The 26,326-nt window shown below is 60.6% G+C and carries 21 protein-coding genes; 7 read left to right on the plus strand and 14 right to left on the minus strand.

Going from position 1 to position 26,326, the window contains the following annotated elements; all coding sequences use genetic code 11:
• Window positions 1-245 precede the first annotated feature (245 nt).
• The 4 genes from FXO11_RS19260 to FXO11_RS19275 all read right to left on the minus strand — a co-directional run bounded on the left by FXO11_RS19260 (window position 246) and on the right by FXO11_RS19275 (window position 9,085).
• Window positions 246-1,985: a diguanylate cyclase gene (locus tag FXO11_RS19260; RefSeq protein ID WP_148864560.1), complete on the minus strand. Its 1,740-nt coding sequence runs from the start codon at window positions 1,983-1,985 to the stop codon at window positions 246-248.
• A gap of 214 nt (window positions 1,986-2,199) precedes the next feature.
• Window positions 2,200-4,965 carry an aconitate hydratase AcnA gene (acnA, locus tag FXO11_RS19265; RefSeq protein ID WP_148864561.1) on the minus strand — a complete coding sequence of 922 codons (2,766 nt, stop codon included), beginning with the start codon at window positions 4,963-4,965 and terminating at the stop codon, window positions 2,200-2,202.
• A 299-nt stretch (window positions 4,966-5,264) separates the two neighbouring features.
• Window positions 5,265-7,178: a methyl-accepting chemotaxis protein gene (locus tag FXO11_RS19270; protein ID WP_168203206.1), complete on the minus strand. Its 1,914-nt coding sequence runs from the start codon at window positions 7,176-7,178 to the stop codon at window positions 5,265-5,267.
• 83 nt (window positions 7,179-7,261) lie between these two features.
• Complete coding sequence (locus tag FXO11_RS19275; protein ID WP_148864563.1) at window positions 7,262-9,085, minus strand: ABC transporter ATP-binding protein; 1,824 nt, start codon at window positions 9,083-9,085, stop codon at window positions 7,262-7,264.
• Window positions 9,086-9,447: 362 nt separating this feature from the next.
• Here FXO11_RS19275 and FXO11_RS19280 point away from each other — a divergent pair, with 362 nt between their 5' ends.
• Complete coding sequence (locus tag FXO11_RS19280; RefSeq protein ID WP_148864987.1) at window positions 9,448-10,749, plus strand: DUF4013 domain-containing protein; 1,302 nt, start codon at window positions 9,448-9,450, stop codon at window positions 10,747-10,749.
• A gap of 169 nt (window positions 10,750-10,918) precedes the next feature.
• Here FXO11_RS19280 and FXO11_RS19285 read toward each other — a convergent pair whose 3' ends face one another.
• Window positions 10,919-12,376, minus strand: coding sequence for a rhomboid family intramembrane serine protease (locus FXO11_RS19285; protein ID WP_148864564.1), 1,458 nt, complete (start codon window positions 12,374-12,376; stop codon window positions 10,919-10,921).
• Window positions 12,377-12,925: 549 nt separating this feature from the next.
• Between FXO11_RS19285 and FXO11_RS19290 the strand changes: the two genes are divergently transcribed.
• Together FXO11_RS19290 and FXO11_RS19295 are read left to right on the plus strand one after the other, a co-directional pair.
• Window positions 12,926-13,372, plus strand: a complete 447-nt coding sequence (locus FXO11_RS19290) for an OmpA family protein (protein WP_148864565.1) — start codon at window positions 12,926-12,928, stop codon at window positions 13,370-13,372.
• 216 nt (window positions 13,373-13,588) lie between these two features.
• Window positions 13,589-13,999, plus strand: coding sequence for a copper resistance protein NlpE (locus FXO11_RS19295; RefSeq protein WP_168203207.1), 411 nt, complete (start codon window positions 13,589-13,591; stop codon window positions 13,997-13,999).
• On the opposite strand, the gene FXO11_RS19300 is transcribed toward FXO11_RS19295, so the two are convergent.
• The 6 genes from FXO11_RS19300 to FXO11_RS19325 form a co-directional block, all read right to left on the minus strand.
• Window positions 13,991-14,392: an MAPEG family protein gene (locus FXO11_RS19300; RefSeq protein WP_148864567.1), complete on the minus strand. Its 402-nt coding sequence runs from the start codon at window positions 14,390-14,392 to the stop codon at window positions 13,991-13,993. The two genes, FXO11_RS19295 and FXO11_RS19300, sit on opposite strands and share 9 nt — an antisense overlap.
• 32 nt (window positions 14,393-14,424) lie before the next feature.
• Entirely contained in the window at window positions 14,425-14,667 is a 243-nt protein-coding gene (locus FXO11_RS19305; protein WP_148864568.1) for a GlsB/YeaQ/YmgE family stress response membrane protein, read from the minus strand.
• A gap of 139 nt (window positions 14,668-14,806) precedes the next feature.
• A complete protein-coding gene (locus FXO11_RS19310) occupies window positions 14,807-15,523 on the minus strand; it encodes a lysophospholipid acyltransferase family protein (protein WP_148864569.1) in 717 nt (238 codons plus the stop codon).
• Window positions 15,524-15,631: 108 nt separating this feature from the next.
• Entirely contained in the window at window positions 15,632-15,922 is a 291-nt protein-coding gene (locus FXO11_RS19315; protein ID WP_148864570.1) for a DUF6316 family protein, read from the minus strand.
• 140 nt (window positions 15,923-16,062) lie between these two features.
• Window positions 16,063-16,662, minus strand: coding sequence for a class GN sortase (locus FXO11_RS19320; RefSeq protein ID WP_148864571.1), 600 nt, complete (start codon window positions 16,660-16,662; stop codon window positions 16,063-16,065).
• Window positions 16,659-18,818 (minus strand): marine proteobacterial sortase target protein, encoded by a 2,160-nt coding sequence (locus FXO11_RS19325; RefSeq protein ID WP_227545974.1) that lies wholly within the window; start codon window positions 18,816-18,818, stop codon window positions 16,659-16,661. Before FXO11_RS19325 ends, FXO11_RS19320 begins: the two co-directional genes overlap by 4 nt.
• Window positions 18,819-18,995: 177 nt before the next feature.
• Between FXO11_RS19325 and pdsR the strand changes: the two genes are divergently transcribed.
• The 3 genes from pdsR to FXO11_RS19340 all read left to right on the plus strand — a co-directional run bounded on the left by pdsR (window position 18,996) and on the right by FXO11_RS19340 (window position 22,301).
• Window positions 18,996-19,697 carry a proteobacterial dedicated sortase system response regulator gene (gene pdsR, locus FXO11_RS19330; protein WP_148864572.1) on the plus strand — a complete coding sequence of 234 codons (702 nt, stop codon included), beginning with the start codon at window positions 18,996-18,998 and terminating at the stop codon, window positions 19,695-19,697.
• A 12-nt stretch (window positions 19,698-19,709) separates the two neighbouring features.
• Complete coding sequence (locus FXO11_RS19335; protein ID WP_227545975.1) at window positions 19,710-21,749, plus strand: ATP-binding protein; 2,040 nt, start codon at window positions 19,710-19,712, stop codon at window positions 21,747-21,749.
• A 111-nt stretch (window positions 21,750-21,860) separates the two neighbouring features.
• Window positions 21,861-22,301 (plus strand): DUF4124 domain-containing protein, encoded by a 441-nt coding sequence (locus FXO11_RS19340; RefSeq protein ID WP_148864573.1) that lies wholly within the window; start codon window positions 21,861-21,863, stop codon window positions 22,299-22,301.
• 13 nt (window positions 22,302-22,314) lie between these two features.
• Here FXO11_RS19340 and FXO11_RS19345 read toward each other — a convergent pair whose 3' ends face one another.
• Window positions 22,315-23,046: a spermidine synthase gene (locus tag FXO11_RS19345; protein WP_148864574.1), complete on the minus strand. Its 732-nt coding sequence runs from the start codon at window positions 23,044-23,046 to the stop codon at window positions 22,315-22,317.
• Between the two features lie 187 nt (window positions 23,047-23,233).
• Between FXO11_RS19345 and FXO11_RS19350 the strand changes: the two genes are divergently transcribed.
• Window positions 23,234-23,884, plus strand: a complete 651-nt coding sequence (locus FXO11_RS19350; protein ID WP_148864575.1) for a hypothetical protein — start codon at window positions 23,234-23,236, stop codon at window positions 23,882-23,884.
• A 30-nt stretch (window positions 23,885-23,914) separates the two neighbouring features.
• On the opposite strand, the gene FXO11_RS19355 is transcribed toward FXO11_RS19350, so the two are convergent.
• Complete coding sequence (locus FXO11_RS19355) at window positions 23,915-24,880, minus strand: threonine ammonia-lyase (RefSeq protein ID WP_148864576.1); 966 nt, start codon at window positions 24,878-24,880, stop codon at window positions 23,915-23,917.
• Between the two features lie 86 nt (window positions 24,881-24,966).
• Window positions 24,967-26,262 carry an MFS transporter gene (locus FXO11_RS19360; RefSeq protein WP_148864577.1) on the minus strand — a complete coding sequence of 432 codons (1,296 nt, stop codon included), beginning with the start codon at window positions 26,260-26,262 and terminating at the stop codon, window positions 24,967-24,969.
• Window positions 26,263-26,326: the final 64 nt, after the last annotated feature.

Raw genomic sequence — 26,326 nt, forward strand, 5'->3', positions numbered from 1 at the left:
GGGAATACCGGTTTATTCCAGCCAAATCGCGTGCGGACAGGCCCAGCGGCCGGATAAAGCATGCGGTCCCCGGGGGCAAATAGCGTGGCATGAATTGCACGGCCGGACAAGGAACGAGGCCACCCTACCGCGTCATACGCGGCGCGTTTAGCAGCGGCACGATGTTACAGGGCCAACAATCGCTACGAGACCAATAACCGTGTTACGAAGCCAACAATCGTTACGAGGCCAACAACGTCATCGGATCAAAACAGCTGGGCCTCACTGAAGAAAAGTTCATCGTTGCCCGCATTCTGGCCGCCGACGCTCCGATTACCGCCCTGCGGGCTGTCGACGCCCTGGTGGCTATCGAGTGCCTTGTCCGCCGCGGCCAAAGCAGCTTCGGCGGAGGGGAATGTGCCCAACTGCGCCATACTCACGCGAAGCGACACACGGAAAGTACCGGTATCGGACTCGAATTCATGTTCCGACAATTGCTGGCCTACAGCATCCAGCAGGCCCCAAGCGTCCGGTCCGGAGCAATCGGGCAGTACCGCGACAAACGCGTCGCTATCGTAGCGGCCGACAATATCGGTGCTTCGTAACCGCCGGGCCAGTAGCTCGGCCAACGCGCGCATCACGGTGTCACCCAGGACATGGCCGTGAATATCGTTGACGGCCTGAAATTCATCCAGATCGATCATGGCCAGCACGGCGTCATGTCCGTTGCGGCGCGCTCGCGCATACTCGTTGGCCAGCTCCCGCCTGATGGCCCTGGCATTCAGCAGCCCCGTCAATCCATCTCTGGACTTCGCGAGGGACAGTTGGCGCGCCCGCTTACAGCGCGCCCGGACGCCGGTCGCCAGTTGCCGATCGGCAATCGGCGTGACGATCAGGTCGTCCAGATCCGTTATGGACGCCAGTGCCGGCTCGTCGGCATCTTCCGGCGTGAGATGGATTACGGGCAACTCCAGCCACTCCGGCTGCAGGCGAATCATGCGCGCCAATACAGTGCTGGAATAAGCACCGACCCGGCTCTCCGTCAGGACAATATCCGGGCGGAATTCTGCTAGGCGCGGCAGGCAATCCCTCGGGTTGCTGAGGGTAGCCACCTCCAGGTCAGCCGATTGGAGCGCGCGCCGATAACGCACGCCCGCCTCCGCATCGCCGGCCATCACCAGTACACGGCCACGGCGGGTTTCTCGCGCCCCGGCCATCTGGCGTTCAATGCGCCCCACCAAAAGCGGTATGTCGACGGGCCGGGGGAAGAAGCCAGCCGCGCCGGTTTGAGCCAGCAGGTAGCGCAGCTCGAAGCTATCCATGCTTGAGAGATAGATCGCCGGTAGGAATGCACCGGACTGCACGACGGGCAATTCCGCCAACCGATGGCCGAAGCTGGCATCGGCAACCAGAGTAGCCGGCACACTCGAACCCACCTGTGCGGCGATATCGTCCAGCCCGGCGGTATCGGCAAGCCGGTGCACCAGATAGCCCCGTTGTTGCAAGTGGTCCGCCAACAACCTCGCCGCGTCGTCGTCAGGCTCCAGCAGAACAACCCGGGAAGGTTCGATCATGGGGACGGACGGCTGCTCGTTGACATCATCAGAGGGGTGGGTGCTTACGGCGATATCCGCGACTCTAGCCGGCAGCTCCGGCTCCAGTAAGTCGGCCAACCCCTGGATGTGTTCCAGAAATGTATCGCCGAGCGCCGCCGAAGAGGTGTCCCAGCCGTTGGCGTCGTTGGCATCCACCACCGCCTGAAGCGCCAGCTCCAGGGAACGGACCTTGCATCCCAGAGTGAAGTAACCAAAGGTTCTGGCGCCGCTACCCATGCTCTGGAGAATCTGCAGGGCAGACCGCGCGCGCTGGCCGCCATCACTGGCCATCGGTCGCCCGAGCAACTGAACCAGCTCGTCCAGTTCACTCGTGACGCGATTCGCAAACTGATCCCTTAAGGTATCGAGTTGAAAGGTATCGAGTTGACCTTGGACATCGGAAGCACTCAATGACGATCTCCTTTGCTAGTCGCTGGATTTGCCCACAACAAACCGGCTGCGGAAACCACCGGCTCACTATAAAGGCACTGACGCCGCAAGAGAACTGAACCATTATCCATGGTTTAAGCACCGACAGGGAACCCCGCGTCCGTTGCCCGGCCCCATAAAAAAACGCCCCACCCTGCGCAATGGGCAGGGTGGGGCGCTGGTACAGCCTTACCGATCAGGCGGCCTTGATCATCTCCCTCAGCACATAGTGCAGGATGCCGCCATTGATGAAGTACTTGGCCTCATTGACGGTGTCGATACGGGACACCAGATCGACCGTTTCTTCCTTACCGTCAGGATAGGCCACCGTCATGGTGACTTTCTGCCCCGGCTTGGGCTCGCCCGCCATACCGGTCAGGCTGATGGTTTCTTCACCGGTCAGCTTGAGCGCCTTGCGGTCCGTACCTTCCGGGAACTGAAGGGGCATCACGCCCATGCCGATCAGGTTGGAGCGGTGGATACGCTCGAAGGATTCGGCCACCACGGCTTGCACGCCGAGCAACCGGGTGCCCTTGGCCGCCCAGTCACGGCTTGACCCGGTACCGTATTCCTTCCCGGCGATCACCACCAGCTGCGTGTCGTCTTCCTGGTATTTCATGGCCGCATCGTAGATCGCCATTTGTTCCCCGGAAGGCACGTGACGGGTATAGCCGCCCTCGACGCCGTCGAGCATTTCGTTCTTGATGCGCACGTTGGCAAAGGTGCCGCGCATCATGACTTCGTGATTACCCCGGCGGGAACCGTAGGAGTTGAAGTCTTTGGGCTCGACGCCATGCTCCTGCAAGTAGCGTCCGGCGGGGCTGTCCGCCTTGATCGAACCGGCTGGCGAAATGTGGTCGGTGGTGACCGAATCGCCCAACAGGGCCAGGATGCGGGCGTCTTTGACGTCTTCAACCGGCTCGGGCTCAGTGCTTATCCCGTCGAAGAAGGGTGGATGCTGGATGTAGGTGGACTTATCGGACCACTCGTACACATTGCTCTCCGGCACCTTCAGCGCCTTCCACTGGTCGTCGCCGTCAAACACGGCGGCGTACTCCGTGCGGAACATATCGGTTTTGACTCTTTCCACCGCTTCGGCGATCTCCGCCTGGCTCGGCCAGATATCTTTGAGATACACCGGGTTGCCGTCCTGATCCTGGCCCAGCGAATCCTGTGTCAGGTCAACGCGCACATTGCCCGCCAGCGCATAAGCGACCACCAGCGGCGGCGAGGCGAGCCAATTGGTTTTCACCAACGGATGGACCCGGCCCTCAAAGTTGCGGTTGCCGGACAGGACCGAGGCCACGGTCAGATCGCCTTTTTCCACAGCCGCCTCGATGGGCTCCGGCAACGGGCCTGAATTACCGATACAGGTGGTGCAGCCATAGCCCACCAGGTTGAAGCCCAGCTTGTCCAGGTCTTCCTGGAAACCGCCGGCCTTGAAGTATTCGGTCACCACCTTGGAGCCTGGCGCCAGGGAGGTTTTAACCCAGGGCTTGGTCATCAGACCTTTTTCCAGCGCCTTACGCGCCACCAGGCCGGCGGCCATCATTACGCTGGGATTGGAGGTGTTGGTACAGGACGTGATCGCGGCAATCACCACGGCGCCGGGGTCGAGACGGAATTTTTGTCCCTTGTATTCGGCGTCCTGACTGGCCGCGTGTTCGTAGCTTTTCTCGACGCCCACTGCCGACTGGCCGCCTTCGGAGAGCAGCTTGCCGTGTTCGGTCGCCGGTTCAGGGTCTTTGTCCGAAGTCTGCATCAGCAATTCGAACGAGGACTTCATATTCTTCAGGGCGACCCGGTCCTGGGGCCGCTTTGGCCCGGCGAGGCTGGCTTCGACGTCGTCCATATCCAACGCGAGGGTGTCGGTGTAGACCGGCTCGTGGCCAGGCTCGCGCCACAGGCCCTGGGCCTTGGCATAGGCTTCGACCAGCTCGATCTGCTTCTCTTCGCGGCCGGTCAGACGCAGATAGTTGAGGGTTTGCTCATCCACCGGGAAGAAGCCACATGTTGCGCCGTATTCCGGTGCCATGTTGGCAATCGTCGCTCGGTCAGCGATGGGCATGTCTTTCAGGCCATCGCCGTAGAATTCCACGAATTTGCCGACCACGCCGCGCTCGCGCAACATCTGGGTGACGGTCAGTACCAGGTCGGTGGCCGTAATGCCTTCACGCAGTTTGCCGGTGATCTTGAAGCCGACGACTTCCGGGATCAGCATGGATACTGGCTGACCCAGCATCGCGGCTTCCGCCTCGATACCGCCGACACCCCAACCGAGGATGCCCAGGCCGTTGATCATGGTGGTATGGGAATCGGTGCCCACCAGCGTATCCGGGTAGGCGAACGTCTTGCCGCCCTGCTCCTTAGTCCATACGGTTTGCCCCAGGTATTCCAGATTGACCTGATGACAAATACCGGTACCGGGCGGTACCACGCGGAAGTTGTCGAACGCCTGTTGCCCCCAACGCAGGAACTCGTAACGCTCCTCGTTGCGATCCATTTCGATGGCGACGTTGTCTTTGAAGGCGGTCGGATCGGCAAAGTGGTCCACCATCACCGAGTGGTCGATCACCAGGTCCACGGCGGAAAGCGGGTTGATACGCGCCGGATCTTTGCCCGCCGCGCTCATGGCGTCACGCATGGCCGCGAGATCCACCACCGCCGGTACGCCAGTAAAATCCTGCATCAGAACGCGGGCCGGCCGATATTGGATTTCGGTATCGGATTTACGGTCTTCGAGCCACTGGGCCATGGCTTTGAGGTGGTCCTCGGTGACCGTTTCGCCGTCTTCGTTGCGCAGGAGATTCTCGAGCAATACCTTGAGGGAGAACGGTAGCCGGGAGAGTTCGCCCAGCGTGCTACCCGCCTCCGGCAGGCTATAGTAGTGGAAGGTTTTGCCGGCCACGTCCAGGCTAGCAAGGGTATTCAGACTGTCGTTACTGATACCGTCTTTCGACATGTGACGCCTCCTTTCCTTATCGGTATCGAACTATAAAAGGGCGTAATCAGGAGCCTCGCATTAACCCACGTGTCTCCGGCGACCGGGGTTCTCCGGCGGCCGAGTAGTCGCCGGACAAAGGTTTGTCCGGCGAATCGGGCAAAAGGTTCCAGTCCTTACTCTCTCATCATCCATTCAGAGTGTTCGGGATAACACCGAATTTCAATTCAGTACTTACTATTGCACCAATTGGAACGACTTCAACCGCGGCCTCGTGAATGTTCCGAATAACTTGGGTGAATAGCCACCCCTGAAAACGCCTAATCCAGGCGGAAGGCCCTCATCTGGGCCGCCAGGTCGTCCGCCATTTCTCGCAGCTCGTCGATTTCCTGGTTGACCGATGTCATCTCCTCGCTCGAACGCGTGCTCAATTCGGCGATATTTTGCACATTGCGGCTAATATCCTCTGTAACGGAGCTCTGCTCCTCGGTCGCAGCCGCCACCTGGTGGCTCATGCCGACAATACGGTCGACGCTTGCGCCAATCTCTTCCAGCGCGTCGCCCATGCCCTGAGTGGTCTTAACGGTGGACTCGGTGGCCTTCTCGCCAGCCTGCATGGCCTTGACCGAGCGGTTGGAGCCGTCCTGCAAGCGCTCGATAATGGCGCGGATCTCCTCGGTGGACGCTTGGGTCTTCTTCGCCAGGTTGCGCACCTCGTCCGCCACTACCGAGAAGCCACGGCCGTGCTCGCCGGCCCGTGCCGCCTCAATCGCGGCATTGAGCGCCAGCAGGTTGGTCTGGTCGGAGATATCGTTGATCACGTCGATCACCCGGCCAATATCGTCCACCTCGCGGGCCAGCTGCTGAATAGCCGATGCGGACTCGCGGATGTCGTTCGCCATACCGGTAACCTGTTTGATCGAGTCAGCCATGCCCTCACGAATATTCGAGGCGTGCTGGCCCACCTGCTCGAGCTGATTAGCGGTTTCGGTAGCACTGCGGGCGATTTCCTGCACCGTGGTTTCCATCTCGTAAACCGCCGTGGCAACGGACTCGGTCAGGCGGCTCTGCTCGCCGGCACGGGTGGTGCTGGCGGCCATAACCTGGGACACCTGCTCGACGAAACCCTTCAGGCGCTCCGCTGTATCCAGCAGCCCGCGGATCATCTCCCGCTGGGCGCCGACGAACTGGTTGAAGCCGCCGGCCAATTCGCCGATTTCATCCCGGCTTTCCACGTCCAGCCGGCGGGTCAGGTCGCCGCCACCCTTGCCGATTTCGGTCAGCGCGCGGGTAATCCGGGTCAGCGGTTGGGTCAAACGGGTGGCTACCAAGGCAACGATACCGAGGAAAATCGCCATAACCACGATGCCCGCCACTAATGAAACAGCGTTGGCGCGGCTGGCGGCGCCGTAGATCTCGTCGGACGGCACTTCCGCAACCACACGCCAATCCAAACCTTCCAGCGGCACACTGGCGGCAACGTAGTCTTCGCCATTGCGCTCAAACTCACCCATGGTGTAACCCGCTTGCTCCAGCAAACCGGCGGCGGTCTGGGACGTGACAGCCGAAGACAGCGATTCGCCGGTCATCGCCAGATCCGGGTGGATATCGATGTCGCCTTCGGAGGAGACCAGGTAAACGATACCCGTCTCGGCAAAACGGAACCCGCGGATGCGCTCAGCCATCTGACCGAGCCCCAGGCCGATTCCGGTAACCGCCACGGCTTTGCCCGCCATCTCCATACGGGCGTTAATAAATAGCGTGGGCTGCCCGGTCGTTTTGTCCACATCCATCGAGAGGGCCATGTCTTGGCCACTGGCGATGAAATCGTAGAACCAGGCGTCGTTCGACCGGGAGAGCACCCGGTCGATGCCGTTTTGGGAGTAATAGTTGCCGGTCGCCGCTGAGACAAAATGAGCGGAAGCAGCATCATTCTGGCTGCGAACCGATTCCAGATAGCGCACCGCTTCGCCGAGTCCCGCCGCAGGTTCGCCGTCACCGATCCAGTCCTTGAGAAAGGTATTGGCTGCGATCATATTCGAAGCCGTAATCGGCGTCTGTAGATCCCGCTCGACCGAGCGGGCGATGGATTCCAGGCTGGCGGGCAGCGCGGTCCCCAATAAATAGCGGTCAAGCAATCCACGCATCTGAACGATGTTGAGCGCGACCATGATAAAGATGCTGATCAAAAGGGCCGCGCCCATGCCAATGATCAATTTCAGACGAATACCCATTGCAAACTCCTGGAAAACCGCAAGTGACCGACACATACTCCGTCAGTTTAGCAACTAAATCCGTTGTAAAATGGTAAACCACGTTACCGTTGTCGATCTCCGTAGAGCTGGGCGTAGAGCCCCTGACGGGCGATAAGCTCGTCGTGATGGCCGTGTTCGATAATCTGGCCGTCCTCGAAGACATAGGCACGGTCGGCCTGCTTCACGGCGCTGAGGCGGTGGGCGATGATCAACGTGGTGCGCTGCTTGAGGAAGGATTCGAGCGCCTGATGCAACTGGTATTCAGTTTCCGCATCCAGTGCAGAGGTGGCTTCGTCGAGGATCACGACGGACGGGTCGGACAGCACCATACGGGCAATCGCCAGCCGCTGCCGCTGGCCGCCGGAGAGGCGCACCCCCTGGCGGCCGATCAGCGTATCCAGTCCCTTGTCCATGCCCCGAATAGTGTGATCGAGCTGGGCGATCTGCAGCGCCTCCCACAAGCGCTCCTGGGCGTGCTCGCGGCCCAGGGTCAGGTTCTGGCGCACCGTGTCGTTGAACAGCGCCGGGTGCTGGAGCACGGTGGCCACGTGCTCGCGCAGGCACTCCAGGCCGATGCGCTGGACCGGCACATCGTCAATCAAGATCTCGCCGCGAGTGGGCGTATACATCCCTAGAATGACCTGCACCAGCGTGGACTTGCCACCGCCACTGGCCCCGACAATGGCCACCTTCTCGCCCGGATCTACATGGAAGTTGATGCCGCTCAGCACATCGTCCTCGCCATAGCGGAAGTACACGTCTTTCAGGGTCAGGCTAACGGTGTGGCGGTCCCGGAACGGGTTCTCCAGTGCCGGGTAGCGCGGCTCCTCCTTGAGTTGCAGCAGCCGGTTGATACGCCCCAGCGCCGCATTGGCGGCATAAAAGGCGTACTGCATGTTGAGCATTTCCTGCACCGGCGTCAGCATGAACCACAAATAGCCGAACACGGCGAACATCATGCCGATGCTCAGATCGCTTAACAGCACCGCAACCATTGCCGCAGCGCGGAAGGTGTCTACCCCGAACTGGAATAGCGAGAAGCTGGCGCGATTGGCTGCATCGCTACGCCACTGGAATTGCACGGCGTGATCGCGTACGCCTTGAGCCCGATTCACCAAGTGCCCGAGATAGTGCCTTTCACGGTTAGCGGCGCGTAGCTGATGAATCGCGTCCAGGGTCTCCGTCAGATCGCCCTGGAACATCTCGTAGGCCTTGTTTTCCTTGCGTTTGAGATCCTTCACCCGCTTGCCGATGAGAATTGTGCAGAAAATAACCACCGGGTTGAGCAAGAGTATCAGCAGGCCCAATTGCCAGTGCACCCAAAGCAGGACGCCGGCCGTGCCGACGACGGTCAGGCTCGCTACCAGGAAACGGCTGATGGTGGTGCCGAGAAATTGATCGATGGTATCCAGATCGGTGATGAAGTGACTGGTCACCGCGCCAGAGCCAAGAGTTTCGTACTCCGACATGGCGATGCGACCCAGACGCCCTAGCAATCGCTCGCGGATACGGAACACCACGTCTTTGGAAATAACCGAAAACTCCCGCGATTGGGCCACATTGAAACCCAGTGCGGAAAAACGCATCAGGAAAGCGATCACCACCATGACCCCAACGTAGGCGACCGGCTCTTGCCAGGCCTGGGGCAGCACCGCGTTCATCACCGGCAGCACGGGGCCTGACTTGTCCAGCAGCACCTCGTCCACCAGCACCGGCAATAATAGCGGCAGCGGAACACTCACCAGCGTCGCCAGGATCGCCAGAATGTTCGCCTTTACCAGGCGTGGCTTATGCGTCAGGGCATACGTGCCAATCTGGCGCCACGTGTACTTCTCGGTGGGTTGGGTCGCGGTCCTGACAGGACGGAGTTCGGGCTGCTGGGTCAAAATACCTCCAGGGATCTCGGGCGCCGGCGGAGCATCAATCCGGGTGCCGTGACGACGAACACCTTCAAAAATACGGCGCTCAATCACAAGCGGGTCAGCCCAATAGTCTACCGCAGTCCGACGCCTCTGGATCCAATCGATAAACTGCGACCGCCGCGCTGGCCGCCAAGGGTCCCTTCTGCCATCATGACCGCTCTCATAGACTGATTCTGCGGTTCGTCGTGAAACACCACTGTCACTACCATCCCAGCACTGCCGCCAAGTGGCACTGCACCCATTGCCAATTGTATTACTGCACGCCTTGCATGCCCGATGCGGACACCCGCAAGCGGCAGGGTGCGTGTCCCCACTGCGGTCAGGCTATGCGCTATCTCGGCGCGGCAACGGAAGTCGTGCCGTTCTGGAACCGGATTCCGGCGTTTTTTCGTTACCCGTTCCAAGCCGATCCGCTGATGGTGATTGCCATCTGCACCTTTGTGCCGCTATTGCTTAACCCAGACCTGATTGGCCTGGTGGTTAGCCTTCTTTTGATACTGGCGCTGTTCAAGTACACCTACGCGGTGATCAACCACACCGCCGAAGGCCACATGACCCCGCCGCCGCTGGCGACGGCCTTCACCGGCGCGGGCTTCCACATCGTGATTCTGCAGTTCCTGGTATTTGTGCTGATGGGCGGGCTGGTCTGGTCGGCCGGGATGCTCGGCAGTTCAATGCTCGCCATGGCGGCTGTCGCGTTCGTGGTATTGGTGCTGCCCGCCAGCGTGATGATCCTGGCGATGGAGCATCAGGTCGGCCCGGCGGTCAATCCCGCGCATCTAATGGCATTGATTTCCCGTATCGGCTGGCCTTATTTCGTGCTGTACGGCCACCTGATTCTACTGATGCTCGCCAGCGGCGCCATTCAGGAATTTGCCTTCAACCACTTTTCGCCGGCGATCGCCCAACCGTTATCCGGGTTTATTGGCAGCACCTTTACGCTGATTTTCTTCCACATGATGGGCTATCTGCTGTTTCAGTATCAGGAAGAGCTCGGCTTCGCCAGCGATCTTCAGGATGAAGACGCACCGCCGGTCCCGGATCGCACCCGCCGTCTCGATGCCGATATCGACATGAACCTCAAGGACGGCCATTACGAACGGGCGCTGACGCTGATCAAGGGCGCCCTCAAGAAAGAGCCCACCCACCCCCAGCGGCTGGAACAGCTCTATCGTTTATTGCGGGCGATGAACGATGAAAGCGAACTCTACAAGAGCCATCCGCGCCTCCTCCAATGGCTGGCCGACCGGCGCGATGCCGATGAGCTAACGGAGATGTTTCGCCTGCTGGAGCAGGTTGAACCCGGTTTTCGCCTCGACGATCCGGCCCTGGCGGTGAACTGCGCCCGCACCATGAACCTGCAGGGCGAGCATCGCACCGTGCTGAGACTGCTACAGGACTTCCACAAGCGCTTCCCCGACAACGAACACCTGGCACCCGCCTACCTGCTGGTGGCACAGTCCCTGGCGCAGTTGGGGCAATGGGAAAAGGCGATGGCCTTCCTGAGCTTCATCAAGAAGCGTTGCGGCCAGCATGACTTGCATCAGAACATCGAGACCTACATTGAGCAGGCACAGAATCAGCAGCCGTTACGGGGGCCGGCGGCGAGCTTTTCCTTGCCGGATTGATAGGGTGGTGAGTTTCGCGCGCGAGGTTTAATCGAAGCGGCTGGGAACCACCGCTAAAGCAGGGAACAGGGAAGTTCCCGGAGTCCTGGTTGGCCATGGACGGCCATCCAGGACGGCGTAAGCGGTGGCTTCCAGCCGCTTACGCCCCCACCTCCACCAAAAAGAACTCTCAAGGCCCAGCCGGCGCATCCATCAACTGCCGATAGTGCCGCGCCTTGGGCCCCATTTCCCGCTTCTCGAATTCTTCGGCCAGCAACCTGCAGGCTTCCAAGGTCAGCAACTCATTGCCGCAAGCGCGAAGCCGTTCGAACACTTTCTCGGCCAGCTTGAGTTCGCCGCTACGCAGACTGGCGAAAAATACCCGGTTATGATCCTCCGGCGACAGCGGATAATGGGCCTGCCCCTTGCCCTGATATTCCTGCCAGACTTCCAGCATCCGTTCCGTCTGATGACCGGCCATGGCTACCTGCATCACTTCCCGCGTGCGGGTACGATAGGCTTCGCTGTCCGGTCGCAGCTTGGCCAGCCGATAAAGATGGTCCAGCAGGACCGGGCGGTCCGGATGCCGCTCCCACAACGCCTCGAACTGCAGCCGTGCCTGCTCGAAATCCAGCTGGCCGATCCGTGACATCGCCTGAGCATAGGCCGAGCGAAAACGCTCATCCACGGCGTCGTCTTCCGGCTCGAAGAAACTGTCTTGCACCTGCAGCCAGCTCTTGCCCAGCAGCCAAACCATGCCGGCCCCGGCCAACAGGCCGCCAGCATGGGCCAGATAGGCGACACCGGTCGCCCCGGCAAACCAGTAATCGTAGATTTCCTTGGCGATCCACACCGGCAGGAGGGCCAGGGCCGGGGCCTTGAAGTAATCAAAATAGACGCCGAGAAAATAGAAGAAGCGAATGCGTTGCATGCCGAAGATAGCCACGTACATGCCCATCAAACCGGCAATGGAGCCGGAGGCACCCACCAGCGGCACCGGTTCGCCCCAATGGAAACTCGCCCAAATCAGCCCGGATGCCCCACCGCACAGCAGGTAAGCGATCAGGAAACGCCCGCCGCCCAGAGCTCGCTCAACAGTGAAGCCAAGCATGAACAGGATGACCAGGTTGCCGATCAGGTGGCCCCAGCCACCATGCAGGAACTGGTAAGCCATCAGATCGGAGACTTCGAGCTCAGCGGGCACGAGGCCAGCGGCAAAGGCCGACAGCTGTCCGATCAGCTCCTGCTGAATCGGTATCCGGTGCGCTTGCCAGTACTGGCGCTCATCGGAGGCCCAAAGCACGCCCTGGTTTTGCTCCACGTAACGATAGAAGCCGGGGTCGGCCAACAGGCTCGCGGCCACCCAGAGACGCTCGTCCGCAGACATGGCGTCGCGCAGGGCATTAAGTTCCCCGGCCCGTTCGATTTCGCCCTGCAGGTTGATCTGGCGTTGGAGGTAAGTCTCGTAAACCGGCGCCTCCAGCCGATCCAGGTCCGCCGCCAGATAACGGTCCAGCGCAGCCTGGAACAGGCGGCTGTCATTGCTCTGGTAGAACACAAAGACGAGAAAACAGGCGAGCATCAGCCCGAGGGTGATCCAAGGTGGGCGACGCCAGTCCACCGAGCGTTCGACGGGAATAATCAGCATGCAACTTCCATTAATTCACGGTACTGCCAAGTGATGCCCGCAGGCGCACCAGGCCTGGGCCATTCAGTGGTCCCCGCCCGATTTCATCACATTTGATCCGATCCGGTCTGCTTTTTACCACAGCGCTGCCAGATTATCGCGTTGAAATAGATCCTGAGCCAGACGGCAACCGGGCCCCACGAGCGCAAGTATAGCGCTGCCGGCCTTTTCCCCAGGCGAACAACCGTCCCAGGTGAACAACAGCGCAAACTTGCAGGAGTCGAATCGATGAAATCATTATTGTCACACCCCCTTAACAGACAAGGCATTCAATCGGACGCGGGACGATCGCGGCTGCTTGCCGGAGCGATTTTAATGAGTATTCTTACCGGCTGCGCATCGACCAGTGGCACGAATGCTGCTAAAACTGAGTTGACAGCCACATCGTCCGAAAAGACAACCCATACCCGATCCAGTGTCGACCAATCGCCAATTGCCGCGACATCCACTGACGATAATAGTAACCCCCAAATGGACGATCGCATCGCGGATGCGCCTGAGGAAAACGATATGACTGTGTTAGTCCTGGATAATCCGGAACTGATGGCCCGCGCGGCCCAGGCACACGCCAATAGCATGCAGACAGAGACCATGAGCGAAAGTCCCCGCAAGCCGCATCGCATGAAATTCCACTTCGGCTTCGACAAGCATCGGTTGAACGAGGAAGACAAGACCATCCTCAAGGAGCACGCGGGCTACCTCAAAGCGCACCCGGAAGTCGCCATCCGCATTCACGGCCATACCGATAGTTTCGGCACCGACGAATACAATGCGTTTCTCTCGCGCCTACGGGCCAACACGGCCGCCAAGCTGCTCCAGGCTGAAGGCATCGAGGGCAACCGAATCGAAGTGGTTGGCTGGGGTAGCGCCAAGCCGTTGACCAACAAGGACGACAACGCCGCCAACCGCCGCCTGGAGCTGGAGTACCTGAGCGAGCAGATGGCCAAGGTGCAATAGCCCTGGCGTCCTGATCCGGCCATAGACATAACGAACGCCCGCCTTTATATACCCACCAACAATCCGGCCCGCCGCCCGCCTGGCGCGCCGGATTGCATTTTTGAGTCGCCAGGCACTCCTTTCAGGCATCATGTTTCGCGGCTCATCGGAGAGTGGCGCTCTAAACTGTGCTCCTTTACGATGCTCGTTCCAGCCAGCTACCCAGGAAATAGCGTTATGCGCCTGTTGTTCTGCCTGCTCAGCGTCGCCCTGCTTGCCGGCTGCGCTGCAAACGCGCGCGATGCCAGTCTCAAGCCTTATGGCGTGTGGCAGGGCACCTTGCCGTGCGCCGATTGCTCGGGCATCGATACGCGGCTGACGCTCTACAAGGATCCGTACCTTTATCGGTTGGAAGAAACGTACCTGGGACGGCAAAGCGAACCCGTCGTCTACGAAGGCGAATGGGTGTTGCTACCTCCTGTGGACAACATGGATCCCGGCCGGGTCAGCCTGAAAAGTGCCGCGGAAGAGCCGTTACGGCAATGGCAGAGGTTACCCCGGGGAAATTTGGAAATGCTGGGCCGGGACGGTCAGCCGATCCGCTCCGACCTCAGTTACACGCTGCAGCGTAGGCGGGTTTCAGAGTGAAACCCGCGCCACGTTGATGAGCATCAGCAAGGCCATAATCAGGATCGCCAGCCAGGTAAACAGCACGCCGATCATCCGACTGAGAGCATAGCCGCCGCGACTTTGGATAAAACCCCAGGCATGCAGCAGCCGGCCAATGATAAACAGCATACCGACACCGTAGATATAAACCGCCGCAACACCATTGAGCTCACCGATAGCCATCAAGATCAAGGCAATCGGTGCATACTCCACCAAATTGCCGTGAGCCCGGATCGCGACCTGGAAATCCTGCTGCCCGCCATCGCCCAGGGCGGTCTTGTACTTGCGGCGAAACGTGGTGACCCGCCACGCCAAAAACAGCATCAACATTGCAGTGATGGCGGCAAATACTGCGGTTACCGGTATGATCATGAATCAGGTTACTCCCACATCTAAAACCGTCGTCAGTTCTTCTTTATCATACTGACGACCCACAACAGAACGATCGCCCCCACTGTGGCCGTCACCAGGGAGCCTATAGTCCCATGCGACGACAAGCCCAGCAGGCGAAACAGAAAGCCGCCCAATAACGAGCCAGCCACACCCACGCCAATATTGGCCAGCACGCCAAAACCGCGCCCCTTCATGATCAGGCCGGCCAGCCATCCCGCGACGCCACCAATGATCAGAAACAGAATCAGGTTCATTGCTTCACCCCCTGTGAGCACCAAATAAAAGGTTGGCACCCGGCGCCAGTCCGAGTACCCCGACTGCAATACCGAAGGAAATTCACTGTAAAGTCAAGCAGTCGGGGGCCACACAGGGGTAAACAGGCCGGTTGGGCGGTCAGGCTGATGCGGAGCCGCTCAGCTCCCTGATCGCTTCGCCCATCTGCCGATGGCAGCGGGCCATCAGATCCGGGATATCATCCGGCGCCAGATTAGCGGTTTCGATAGGCGGCAGCACACGTAGACGCACGGGCCGGCGACGCCCCATCAGCCCGATGGTGTCCGCGCGATAGGGAGCCGCGCAGACCATAGTCACCGGTACGCCGGCAGCAACCGCAGCGTGAAAAGCGCCTTTCTTGAACGGCTGCAACGCCTTGCCGCGGCTGCGGGTGCCTTCGGGGAAAACCCAAAGACTCTTGCGCTCGCGGGTCATGGCGGCAGCGGCTGTCTGGATGACGGCAACGGCACGGCCGGAGCGGCTGCGGTTGATCAGTACATTGCCACCCAGCCAGAACACCTGGCCAAAGAAAGGAATCCAGCGCAGGGACGCTTTACCAATGGCGACGGTGCGTGGCGGCAGCATATCCGCCATTAGAAAAAGATCGTCGTTATACTGGTGATTGGCGACGATGACGGTGGGACGGTCGGTGGGCATGTGCTCATAACCCTCCAGCGGACGCTCGAGACCCAGCACAAAGCGTCCAGTCCGGGCCACCGCCCAGCCGATAACACGCGTGTTTTCAGGATTGAACGGGCGGGCCAGGCACAGCAATAGCCCCAGAAGACAAATAACGGGCACCGAAAGCCAGGCCAGCAATGCTCGAATATACTGCATCAATAAACTCCCATACGCCTAATCGGCGTACACGCGTACGCCATGGGCGGTATAGGATATCGATCAAGGCTTGAATTTGGAACAAATCGAGGGTCGGCTACGCCTCGTTCAGGACAGCGCGCGCGCCATTTCCCGGCACTGCTGACAGTGCTCGGCGGTGCACATTTCATAGTCGTGCAGCACCACACCGTAGCTGTAGCTGACGGCCGCTCCACGCTTGTGGGCGTCCGCGTCCAGGATATAGGCCCTGGCGGACTGATCGGCCTGCTCAAACGATTCGAACGGACCCAGCGTCGATTTCTCGCGGGTCGAGAAATACCAGCGCCGTCCGACGGCAAAATAGCGACTCGAGCGGGACGGCAATGGCGCACGCTCTCCCTGTCGTTTCTGCAAAAACATGACACCGTCTCCCTTGGGAGCCTCTGAATTTGGTAAGGCCAATTTGCGCCTGCATTGCTTATTTGTCAAACAATGTTATCGGTACTGTTGAATAGATACCGAACGGGTTAATAGATACCGAACGGGCGTACCAGACGTGCTCAAAGCGACGCCAGATCCCCAGCCACATACACCCCGCCCTCCTTAAAACTCTCTGCTTCAATGACGTAGCGTAAGGGTCCGTTAGGGTCGAGCGCATTGAATGGGTAACACGTAATGAGAATCAGGCGATTGCCACCACCGGCCTGGAAATCGATGCGCTCCTGCCGCGCATCGACGACTCGTTCACGAATCACTTCATAGGGCCGCCAGTGGCCATCCAGGCCCTGAACCTCCAGCCGGTCGCCGGCACGAATCTCCTGCAACACGCTAAAGTGCGTATCCCGATGCCCGGCGAGAATGACCGTACCGGCCTCACCGGGAAGGGCGGACACCGTCATATGGCCCGGGCCAAAGGCCAGACTCTCGCCATGGGTTCCGGACACTATCACCAGCGGCTCCTGACCGCCGGGAAACCGCAGGCGGCCTACCGGCCAGGTATCCGCCCAAGGCCACGGCCTACTCTGGGCATGTTCGGCCTGACTCTGGGCCCAGGCCAGGTTGAGCAATTCCTGAGCCAACGTTGCCTTGAGCGGTATCCACAGCCCGGCCAACAGGGTTATGGCCGCCGCCAGCGTAAAGGTCATCAATAAACGCATCATCCGAACACCCTCCGGCGCGCCACAAACACCACAAACGCCGGCACCAGTCCCGCCAGGCCGATGGCGACCAGGAGCGTCGACGCAGTGGCCGTCTGCGGATAGCGCAGCATGCCCGAATTGCTGCCCGCCGGCAGCAGTGTCGGTACGGACACTAACTTCATGGCCTCTTCATCAGTGCGAACCGGCGTCTGGTCGACTGCGACAAAGCTGGTATAAGACGTGACCAGGCCATGCTTGAGTGCCAGTGGTGTCACCTCGGCCTTTATCTGATCCTCACCGATGCCGTGAATTCTTTGGTCGGTCACCTGGTTGATTGCCTGGCGCGCCCAGTAGCGATGCAGGCCTTGCCCCGGTGCAGCGGCATCCAGTGGTAGCGACCGTTGCCACTCTGCACCATCGGGCAGGCGGCCCCGGATGTGTAGCGCCCCGGCCGGCGCCTGGCCGCGAGCGACGATCAATAGGGGCTCGCCCTGAAACAGATCGCCGGGTGTTTCTGGGTAAGCCACTGGGGTATCGGGCCAGTCTGCTTCGATATCAGCGAGAACCGGTGCTGCCATACGCTCCAGCAGCGCACCCAACTGATTGGCCACGTCGGCGCTGCTGCCTACCGCCGTAAATGTCCCTCGACCGAACCGGGCTGCCTCGCGCATGAAATGCATATTGGGCGCTGAACCAATACCCACCGTGAACAAACGTGACTGGCCCAACTGTTCGCGGATTTGACCGAACAGCGCGCGTTCACTACCCACCGCACCGTCGGTCATAAACAGGACCTGACGCAGCCGGGGGTTCTGATCCTGAGGAGAAAGCGTGTCTTGTTCGCTACCGTGCTGCAGACGAAGGGCCCGTTCCAGCGCCGGTGCCATTTCCGTACCGCCGTTGGCTTGCAGGTTGGCCGCGTATTGGCGGGCGGCCTGCAGAACCTCCGCCGTCACCGGACGGGCGTTGTCGAACAGCGCGGAGGTCTCGCTGTTGAACTGGATAATGTTGAAACGATCACCGGCCTCAAGGGTTTGCAGACCCGCCGTCAAGGCGGCCCGAGCCTGGCGAATGGACTCGCCGGCCATGGAGCCGGAGGTATCCACCACAAAGATCAGCTCCCGCGACAGGGATCGCCCGCTGTCGATGCCCGGCACCAAGAGCGCCAGCAGATAATCCTCACCGTCCCAGTTTTCATGGAACACCGCCGCCGACGGCGCAATCTCACGTTTGGGCAGCCAGCGCACCACCAGGTCGCGATCCATAACAACGCTACCGCTCTTGGGCGTCACGTGTACCTGCTCCCCTTGCCAGACGGGCGATACGGCGTGGGTGGGGCTGATGACCTGCTCGATAGGCAGCCCGGCGTTGAGGGTTAGTTGCACCTGCGCCTGGTGGCTACCGGTGGGGACGTCGCCGGGGTTAACGGTGAACGGGCTGATTTCGCCAGCATCCGGCACCTGGGTCGTCGGCACCGCCCAACCGTGACGCCAGGCCAGTGGCCGCTCGCTGTCGCCTGCGGCAAGGCCGGGCATATAGCGCGGTGTCAGCGTGGTCGGCAGACGCAGTTCGAACGCACCGTCGCGGTATGTCACCGCCTGCTGGTACCGTAGCTCGACGGTGACGATGGCTCCGGGCGGAATATTAGCCACCCGCGTGGTGAACAGGTTGGGCCGCTGCTGTTCCACATGAGCCGCCTGCCTGCCGTCGTCACGGGCGGTTTCATAGGTCTGCCTGGCCTGCTCGCGCGTCTTGATCTCGCCAACGATAATGCGCTCGCCAATCCGTAGCTGCATAGCATAGACGCTGGCCTGCTCGGGCAAGGGAAAAACATAGGTTCCCTCGCGCCAGTCGCCGCCGGTATTGCGGAAGGTCTGCTTCAGTCGCGTATCCGCCAGCATGCCACTGACCCGCACGCGGTAGTCGGTGTTCAGGCTCAGCGCCGTCTCGATCTGCCCGCCCGCCGTCGCCAGACGCAGCTCACCGGTACCCGGAGCCTCTCCCGCCTGGGCCGCCTGGGCCGCGGCCGACTGCAGCACAAAGAACAGGATCACCGCCAGCCACAGGCTGACGCCCTCCATCCAGCGCAGCTGTCGCAGGTGCTTCCCGCACGGGCGCGTCCCGGGGTTCGCTTCAATGGGGTATTCACGGTAGCGTGACGTAATCAGGGTTCGCACAGCACTTCCTCCGTTATCGTTTCCGGCCATTAAACCGGTGACGACGGGCAAAGCCGTGTGCGAAGCTGGCCCAAACCGGGCCGAATCGTGATGAATTGTGGCAACGATGCCGAGCGTACTTGCGAGACGCGGTAGGCGTGTTTAAATATCGCAGAGCAGTTACCAACAGGCCCTAGCATGAAACGTCACATCGTACTCATCGAGGATGAGCCAGCCATTCGCGAGAACTATCGCGATGCCCTGGAACGTCGCGGCTATCAGGTGTCGGTCTATGCCGATCGCCCCAGCGCACTGGCCGGGCTCAAAGGTCCACTGCCGGACCTGGCGATCATCGATGTGGGTCTGGGCGACGAGATCGAAGGCGGCTTTGACCTGTGCCAGGCTTTGAGACAGCGTTCCGCCCTGCTCCCCATCATCTTCCTCACCGCCCGGGACAGCGATGCCGATTCGGTCACCGGCCTGCGCCTGGGTGCCGACGACTATGTCACCAAGGACATGAGCCTGGATCACCTGTTCGCCCGCATCGCCGCCCTGCTACGCCGCACCGACGCCTGGGCTCAGAGCAGCCAGCAAGGCGACGAAGTGCTGCGCCGCGGACGGCTCAGCCTGAACGTGGACCGCATGACCGCCGAATGGAACGAACGGGCGGTCGAATTCACGGTGACCGAGTTCTGGATGCTGCATTCTTTGGTGCTCCACCCGGGCCATGTGCGCAATCGCACTCAGTTGATGGACGCAGCCAATACCGTGCTCGACGACAATACCGTCACGTCCCACATCAAGCGTATCCGCCGCAAATTCCAGCAAATCGACCCGGACTTCGACGGGGTGCAGACCGCCTATGGCTTTGGCTACCGCTGGAACGCCCATGAGGTGTAGGCCCGAGCTGACATGCCCCGCCTGACCCTCAAGCGCCAGCTGCTGATCGCCTGCCTGTTAACGTTGCTGATCCCCTGGGCGGGCCTGCAGTTTGTGCTGGAGCTCGATCAGGCCCTGCGACAACAGGCCTCCAGCCAATTGGCGCGGCAGGCTGAACGCCTGGCCAGCACGATTCGGCGCGACCGGGAAGCCCAGCTCCCGGCCCAGCAAGCGTCACAGCGCGTTCTCTATGCCGACGCGCTGAGTCGTCCACTCTATCTGGATGGTTACGGCGACGATTGGCCCACCTGGAGCGAGGAAACCGACTCTGCCTACGCTTCGCCGGTCACGGCTTCCGAACCCGTACAGTGGCAAGCCGCGGTGGATCGGCAGAACCTTTACCTATTGATTCGCGTGCGCCAGGCCCCGGGCCGCTACTTCGACCCCGGACAACCGCAACGCCCCCACGCCCACGTACGGCTCTATCTAAGTCGTGACGGCCAGCCCCACACCCGGGAAATTCGCACGCCGGCTCCAGGTCCGGTGGTGGCTCAGTCCACGGGTACCAACGGCGCCAGCGATTTCCGCGTGACCGGCGTATGGCAGGCAACGGGCCAGGGCTACCAGGTGGAGCTGCGTATGCCGCGCCCGGCTCTGAATACTCCCGTGGGTTTCGAGGTCTGGCACCCGGATGCCGGCATGTCGGGTGGTTATAGCGTACTTGGTAACATGGGCTACGATGCCAATCGGCACCTCCCCCATCTGCTGCACCCTATTCGTGCCCTGGAAGCCGAGATTCAACCGCTACTGGCGGCTGGCCAACGGGCGCTGGTGATTCACGATAAAGGCTGGGTGCTGGCTGACAGCTCGACGCCGGTCCCCGAAAGCGAAACGGATTTCGATCAGCTCGGTCCGTGGCAGATCGTTGAGCAGATTACGCTGAATGGCTTGCGGGCCATGCTTCGACGGTACCAGCCCGAACCCACCCGGCTACCGCAAAATGCCTCGCATTACCACTTGGGGACTCTGCCTAAGGAGGGGCTGGTACGTCACGGCAGCGACGAGTCGGCGCTCGTCTATCGAACGACGCTAAACGACATGAACACGACGCCGGTGACGCTGGTTCTGGAACAATCGCTGAAAGACATCCTCGCTCTGTCCGGCGATACCCTGGGCCGTGTCATCGTGCGCAGCGTCTTCTTCGTCGGGCTACTAGTGCTGATCCTGCTAGGCTATGCCAGCTGGCTGTCCTGGCGCATTGCCAAACTGCAGCGCAACGTGGCTGCCAGCTTCGACGCCGACGGGCGCCTGATACAGCGCATGCCGCAAAACACCTCCCAGGACGAGCTGGGCGACCTTTCGCGCCAGTTCAGCCACCTGGTGGATAACCTTCAGGGCTACACCGATTACCTGGAGAGTTTTGCCCGGCGCCTCTCACACGAGCTCAAGACGCCCGTGGCCGTGGTGCGCTCATCGCTGGAAAACCTCAAGCACGACGCACCCAATGTGGCCGGCTCACCCTATATCGCCCGAGCCTCACAAGCCACCGACCGGCTGAGTCAAATCCTGCAGGGCATGAGCGAAGCCGCCCGGCTGGAAAAGAGTTTCGACCAGGTCGAGCCGGAAGTCTTCGATCTGGCGGATGTCGCCAGCCAGGCCGCGGCGGCCTACGAGAGCCTCGACCCGGACCATGCCATTCGCTACGCCGGCCCGGCCTCCGGCTGCAAGATGTCCGGGTCGCCGGAGTTGATTGTGCAACTGCTGGACAAGCTGGTGGATAACGCCCGGGACTTTACGCCGGCAGGCGGCCTGATCGAGGTGCGACTGGTGGCTCAGGGAGCCCGATGGCGATTGCAGGTCTTCAATGCCGGGCCACCCCTGCCCGACCATCTGGCCAGCGAAATCTTCAATCCCTTCGTATCCCTGCGCGAGGGTGCGCAGGAAGGCCACCTCGGCCAGGGGTTGCAAATTGTACGGCTGATCACGGCCTATCACCGGGGCGAGGTACACGCCCGCAATAGCCAAAACCCGGACGGTGTGGTGTTCGACGTCAGGCTACCGCGACAGGCATGACGCATGTGACAGCATCGTATCGCCGTTTCTGGTAGGCTGCCGCTTCACCACGACGAATCGTCGCTACGTTATCATTATGACAAGCCCACGGACCGGGCAGGAGAACGCAGGATGCGCCCTCACCTTTACGCGCTCATTATCGCCATGAGCCTCAGTACCGCTGTATCAGCTGAAATTTTTCAATGTCGCCAGGCCAACGGCCAGGTGCTCTTCTCCGATCACGCCTGTGCAGACGACGCCCGCATTGTGCATGTCGACCCGGTTCTCACCGGTGGACGGTTGGATACCGGAACGGATGTGGAGACCTGGCAGCCGGACAAGCGCCCGCGCGACCGGGCCTCCTCCGGCTGCGACCGCGGTTATATCCAGTCCACACAGCTACGCACCTACCGCGCACGCCGTCAGGTTCAGCTGGGCATGAGTGCCAAGCAGGTGCGCTATGTCCTGGGGGCACCCAATGCGAAGAACGGTCAGTGGTGGATCTACGAGCGCAAGGGCGAAGAGACCGGTCGCTACAAGATCGTCGGCGGCTGTCTCGATAAATGGCGCTGATGTCTGTGAATGCCTATTCAAGCGCCGCTTTGCGGGCCAGGTAAACCGTATTCGATGATTCGCCATTCTGGAACGGGTTGAAGAAGCGGACCACTCTCGCCTCGACGTCGACGAAGACGTCGCGCAATATCGCCATGAAGGACTCTGCCGGCGGCTCGTTGGACCAGACCGCGAAGACGCCTCCCTCGTGGAGCTGGTTCGCCATCTGCCCGAGGCTGTCCACGCGGTAGAAGTCTGCATTCGTCGCGTTCAAAAGGTCGCTGGGCGAATGGTCGATATCCAGCAGGATGGCGTGGAAGCGACGTGAGGGTTGCTTCGGATCAAAACCGCCGGCCGCGCCGACCGCCAAGTCAAAGAAACTGCCGTGCACAAAACGGCAGCGTCCATCCTGATTGAAGACCCGGCCGAGCGGGACTTTCTCCTGGCGATGCCAGCCAATCACGGTATCCAGCGCCTCGACGACCAGTAGCTCGTTCACTCTCTGGTCCTTCAAGGCGGCTTCGGCGGTATAGCCCAGGCCCAGACCGCCGACCACCACATCCAGGCTGTCGTCCCCGAGCTCACCGAGCGCCAGATCCGCCAGCGCCACTTCCGCGTCGACGAACATACTGGACATGAGAAATTCCTCGCCCAGTTTCACTTCATAGATATCTCGTTCGCCCAGTGCCGGTATGCGGCGGCGTCTCAGCGTAATCTCGCCAATGGCCGAAGGCTGGCTGTCAATCTGCTCGAACAGAGCGCCCATAGTCGTCATCCCAAGTCGTCAAATCGGCTCAGATTAACACTCATAGGTACAGGAAATCCCTGAGTGGATGTGTAAACCTATGTTTTTGTCCGACAACACGGGCAGGCATAGGCTACCCCGCTTTTACGTCAATCCGTCACTAGTGCACTAGGCCGCTACGGCCAGGCTAAGGACAAGGAGATCCGGCATGTTCGAATGGATTAGCCAATACAGCAGCGCCCTCCAGTTTTTCACCAGTCTGGGTACGCTCTTTATCTGGCTGTTTTACGCCCAGTTACTGTATTCCAACTACAAACGGGACACGCGGCCCCGCGTGCTGATCAACAAGGGCGTCGGCGGCGTTGACCTCGATTCGCCCTGTCTGATCTGCAACATGAGCAAGGAACCGATATTTCTCCAGTGTCTGGTGGTCGAGCTGGAAACCTCTGAGGGTACGTTCTTCGCCCCTGCTACCGATTCCGATGAGGGGCTCGATAAAGAGGAAAACCGCAAGAACATGGGGGACCGGACCCGGCAGGGACCGCTTCATGGGGGTAGCTGTATCGAAGTGAAGAACTTCCGCCAGCTCATCAATCGGGCGGCCGCCGCCGGTAATCTCTCCGTCGGTAGCGGATTACCTCAGGACCGGGAGGTCGAGTTCCTTTCCGTGCGGCTGACGGTCATTTCCATCTACGGTCCGGAAGACCACCCGTTTGGCGCCGCCCGAAGCTTCAGCCTGGATTGGACCAATGGAGACCGTGAGGACCTGAAGATCCAGCCCATGTCACTGGATACCGAACGCCTGACGTCGAAAAAGGACAAGGAACAGGTTGCCAAATGGCTGTGGGAATATCTCTAGCGCCCGTTTACACCCGCGTGCTGTCTGGCATTAATCCAGACAGCGGACGACCTGCTCCAGGTCAAGATTGGCGCCGGTCAGCACCAGCACCGTCTCATCGGGGCTGAAAGCCGCCTTGTTTTCCAGCAGCGCGGCCAGACCTACACTGGCGCCAGGCTCCACGAACAGGTGCGCATCGGATAGCAGGTGCTGCGTAGCTTGGCGTATGCCGGCTTCGGTCACTGTGACGATGTGATCCACCACCTGGCGCGTTGCCGCGAAGGTATGGTTGCCCACCACGGCCGGAGCCAGGCTGGCGGCCCACGTTTCCACCGTATCCAAGGCCGCATCGGCATCGTTACGATCCCAAGCGTTGCGCATGGTGGCTGCGCCTTCCGGCTCGACGCCAATCAGTTCAACATCGGGCCTTTCAGATTTCAGCGCCAAGCCCAGGCCCGATATCAGGCCGCCACCGCCGATGGGGCAGATCACCCGCTTCATATCCGGGCACTGGCGCAGCAGTTCCAGCCCCACCGTCCCCTGGCCGGCCATGACACGAGGATCGTTATAGGGGTGGACCAGCGTGAGACCCTGCTTGTCCCGCAATGCATGGCAATGGGCCACCGCCTCCTGGATTGTGCCACGGATGATGACGTCGGCACCCAGCGCTTCGGTGCGACGGATCTTGAGGGGACTGGAGCCCTCCGGCATCACCACGGTCAAGTGGGTTTTGCGCTGTGCGGCCGCCCAAGCCAGGGCCAGCGCGTGGTTCCCGGCGGAAACGGTAACCAGGCCATCGCGGAGTTCGTCCTCGTCGGCACCGAGCACCCAGTTCAGCGCACCCCGGGCCTTGAAACTACCGGTCCGCTGGAGATTTTCCAGCTTCAGCCAGAGTGGGCCTTCCATCAGCGCATTCAAATCGCTCACGGTAAGCGCCGGCGTTTCCTGCAGATAGGGGCGGATGCGGGTTTCCGCCTCCTGGATGGTTTGCAAATCCGGTAGCGATGATTCAGTCATGGCGAAGCCTGTAGACCTGATAGCGGTTAAACGAGATAGAGATTAACGGCGTCTGATCTTCAGGATGGAACTAAAGTGGCTGTGATTCAAACGGCGTTTGCCTTTGCGTCTTTTTCCACGGACGCCGGGACCGTGAGCATGATGAGAAAGCCCGCCACCAAAAACACCAGGATGGTCGCCATTCCCCAGCGCTGACTGCCGGTGAGGCCGGTAACGGTGCCAACCAACAGCGGACCGGCAAACGCCGTCGCCTTACCGGAGAAGGCGAATAGCCCGAACATCTGGGTCTGCAGGTGCTCTGGCGCCACCCGCGCCAGATAAGAGCGGCTGGCGGATTGCAGCGGCCCGACGAAAATGCCGAGAATCATGCCCCAGGCCCAGAAACCCACCATGCTTTCCACCAGTAGGATGGCCAAAGCGCTACAGGCCAAACCCACCAGCGACACCAGCACGGTATTGCGCCCGCCCAGCGCATCGTCGACCCAGGCAAATCCCAAGGCCCCCAAACCGGCCGTCACGTTTAATGCAATTGCAAACTGCAGGACCTGAGTCTGGTCCATACCAAAGGTGCCCGCTGCATAGACGCCGCCGAAAGTGAACACCGTTGCCAGGCCATCGATATAAAGCATACGGGCGATCAAAAAGCGCAGAATGTGGCGGTACTGGCGCACGTTTGCAATGGACTCGCGGATCTGCGCTAGACCGGCACGCACCGCTTGCACCGGCTTCAGGTTGCCGCGCGGACGATCCGGCGTCATGAAGAATACCGGCAACGCAAAAACCAGATACCAGATGGCCACCAGTACAAAGGTGGCCCGCACATGTTCAGCCTGGGCGACGTCCAGGCCGAGCCACGCACCCTCCGACTCGATAAAGGCAAACAGCGCCACCACGAGGCTCAGCACCCCGCCCACATAACCCAGGCCCCAACCCCACCCGGACCACCGGCCCACCTGATGCATCGGCGCCAAATCCGGCAACATGGCGTTATAGAAGATAAAAGCGAACTCGGCCCCAAGGATGCCGGCGCCCACCCAAAAAGCCGCCAGCCAGAACTGATCCTGCTCGGGGGTGACAAACCACAGCATGCCCGACGCCAGCACGCACAGTAGCGTAAAGCTGATCAGCCAGGGCTTGAGCCGGCCCGCCTGATCGGCAATAGCGCCGAGAATCGGGGCCAGAATTGCGATGAACAATCCGGAAATACCCACAATGTTGCCCCAGGCTTCGGTCCCGGCAACGTCGTCCTGCACCACGGACTGGCTGAAATAGCGGGCGAAGACAAAGGTAAGAATAATGGTAAAGAACGCGCTGTTAGCCCAGTCGTATAAGGCCCAGGACCAGAGGGCTCGACGCTGGCCGGGTTGGCGATTGTTCGTCATTGAATGATCGGTTGGCATCGCAATTCCCTGGCGGCGCAAATTTAAGAAAGGGACAAAACATTGA

Origin of the sequence: Marinobacter fonticola, assembly GCF_008122265.1 — a bacterium.
GTDB lineage: Bacteria > Pseudomonadota > Gammaproteobacteria > Pseudomonadales > Oleiphilaceae > Marinobacter_A > Marinobacter_A fonticola.

Coding starts and splice junctions, on each gene's coding strand:
- acnA (WP_148864561.1), bottom strand. CDS start 4,965: ATGTCGAAAGACGGTATCAGTAACGACAGTCTGAATACCCTTGCTAGC.
- FXO11_RS19270 (WP_168203206.1), bottom strand. CDS start 7,178: ATGGGTATTCGTCTGAAATTGATCATTGGCATGGGCGCGGCCCTTTTG.
- FXO11_RS19280 (WP_148864987.1), top strand. CDS start 9,448: ATGCGCTATCTCGGCGCGGCAACGGAAGTCGTGCCGTTCTGGAACCGG.
- FXO11_RS19285 (WP_148864564.1), bottom strand. CDS start 12,376: ATGCTGATTATTCCCGTCGAACGCTCGGTGGACTGGCGTCGCCCACCT.
- FXO11_RS19290 (WP_148864565.1), top strand. CDS start 12,926: ATGACTGTGTTAGTCCTGGATAATCCGGAACTGATGGCCCGCGCGGCC.
- FXO11_RS19295 (WP_168203207.1), top strand. CDS start 13,589: ATGCGCCTGTTGTTCTGCCTGCTCAGCGTCGCCCTGCTTGCCGGCTGC.
- FXO11_RS19300 (WP_148864567.1), bottom strand. CDS start 14,392: ATGATCATACCGGTAACCGCAGTATTTGCCGCCATCACTGCAATGTTG.
- FXO11_RS19305 (WP_148864568.1), bottom strand. CDS start 14,667: ATGAACCTGATTCTGTTTCTGATCATTGGTGGCGTCGCGGGATGGCTG.
- FXO11_RS19310 (WP_148864569.1), bottom strand. CDS start 15,523: ATGCAGTATATTCGAGCATTGCTGGCCTGGCTTTCGGTGCCCGTTATT.
- FXO11_RS19315 (WP_148864570.1), bottom strand. CDS start 15,922: ATGTTTTTGCAGAAACGACAGGGAGAGCGTGCGCCATTGCCGTCCCGC.
- FXO11_RS19320 (WP_148864571.1), bottom strand. CDS start 16,662: ATGATGCGTTTATTGATGACCTTTACGCTGGCGGCGGCCATAACCCTG.
- pdsR (WP_148864572.1), top strand. CDS start 18,996: ATGAAACGTCACATCGTACTCATCGAGGATGAGCCAGCCATTCGCGAG.
- FXO11_RS19335 (WP_227545975.1), top strand. CDS start 19,710: ATGCCCCGCCTGACCCTCAAGCGCCAGCTGCTGATCGCCTGCCTGTTA.
- FXO11_RS19340 (WP_148864573.1), top strand. CDS start 21,861: ATGCGCCCTCACCTTTACGCGCTCATTATCGCCATGAGCCTCAGTACC.
- FXO11_RS19345 (WP_148864574.1), bottom strand. CDS start 23,046: ATGGGCGCTCTGTTCGAGCAGATTGACAGCCAGCCTTCGGCCATTGGC.
- FXO11_RS19350 (WP_148864575.1), top strand. CDS start 23,234: ATGTTCGAATGGATTAGCCAATACAGCAGCGCCCTCCAGTTTTTCACC.
- FXO11_RS19355 (WP_148864576.1), bottom strand. CDS start 24,880: ATGACTGAATCATCGCTACCGGATTTGCAAACCATCCAGGAGGCGGAA.
- FXO11_RS19360 (WP_148864577.1), bottom strand. CDS start 26,262: ATGACGAACAATCGCCAACCCGGCCAGCGTCGAGCCCTCTGGTCCTGG.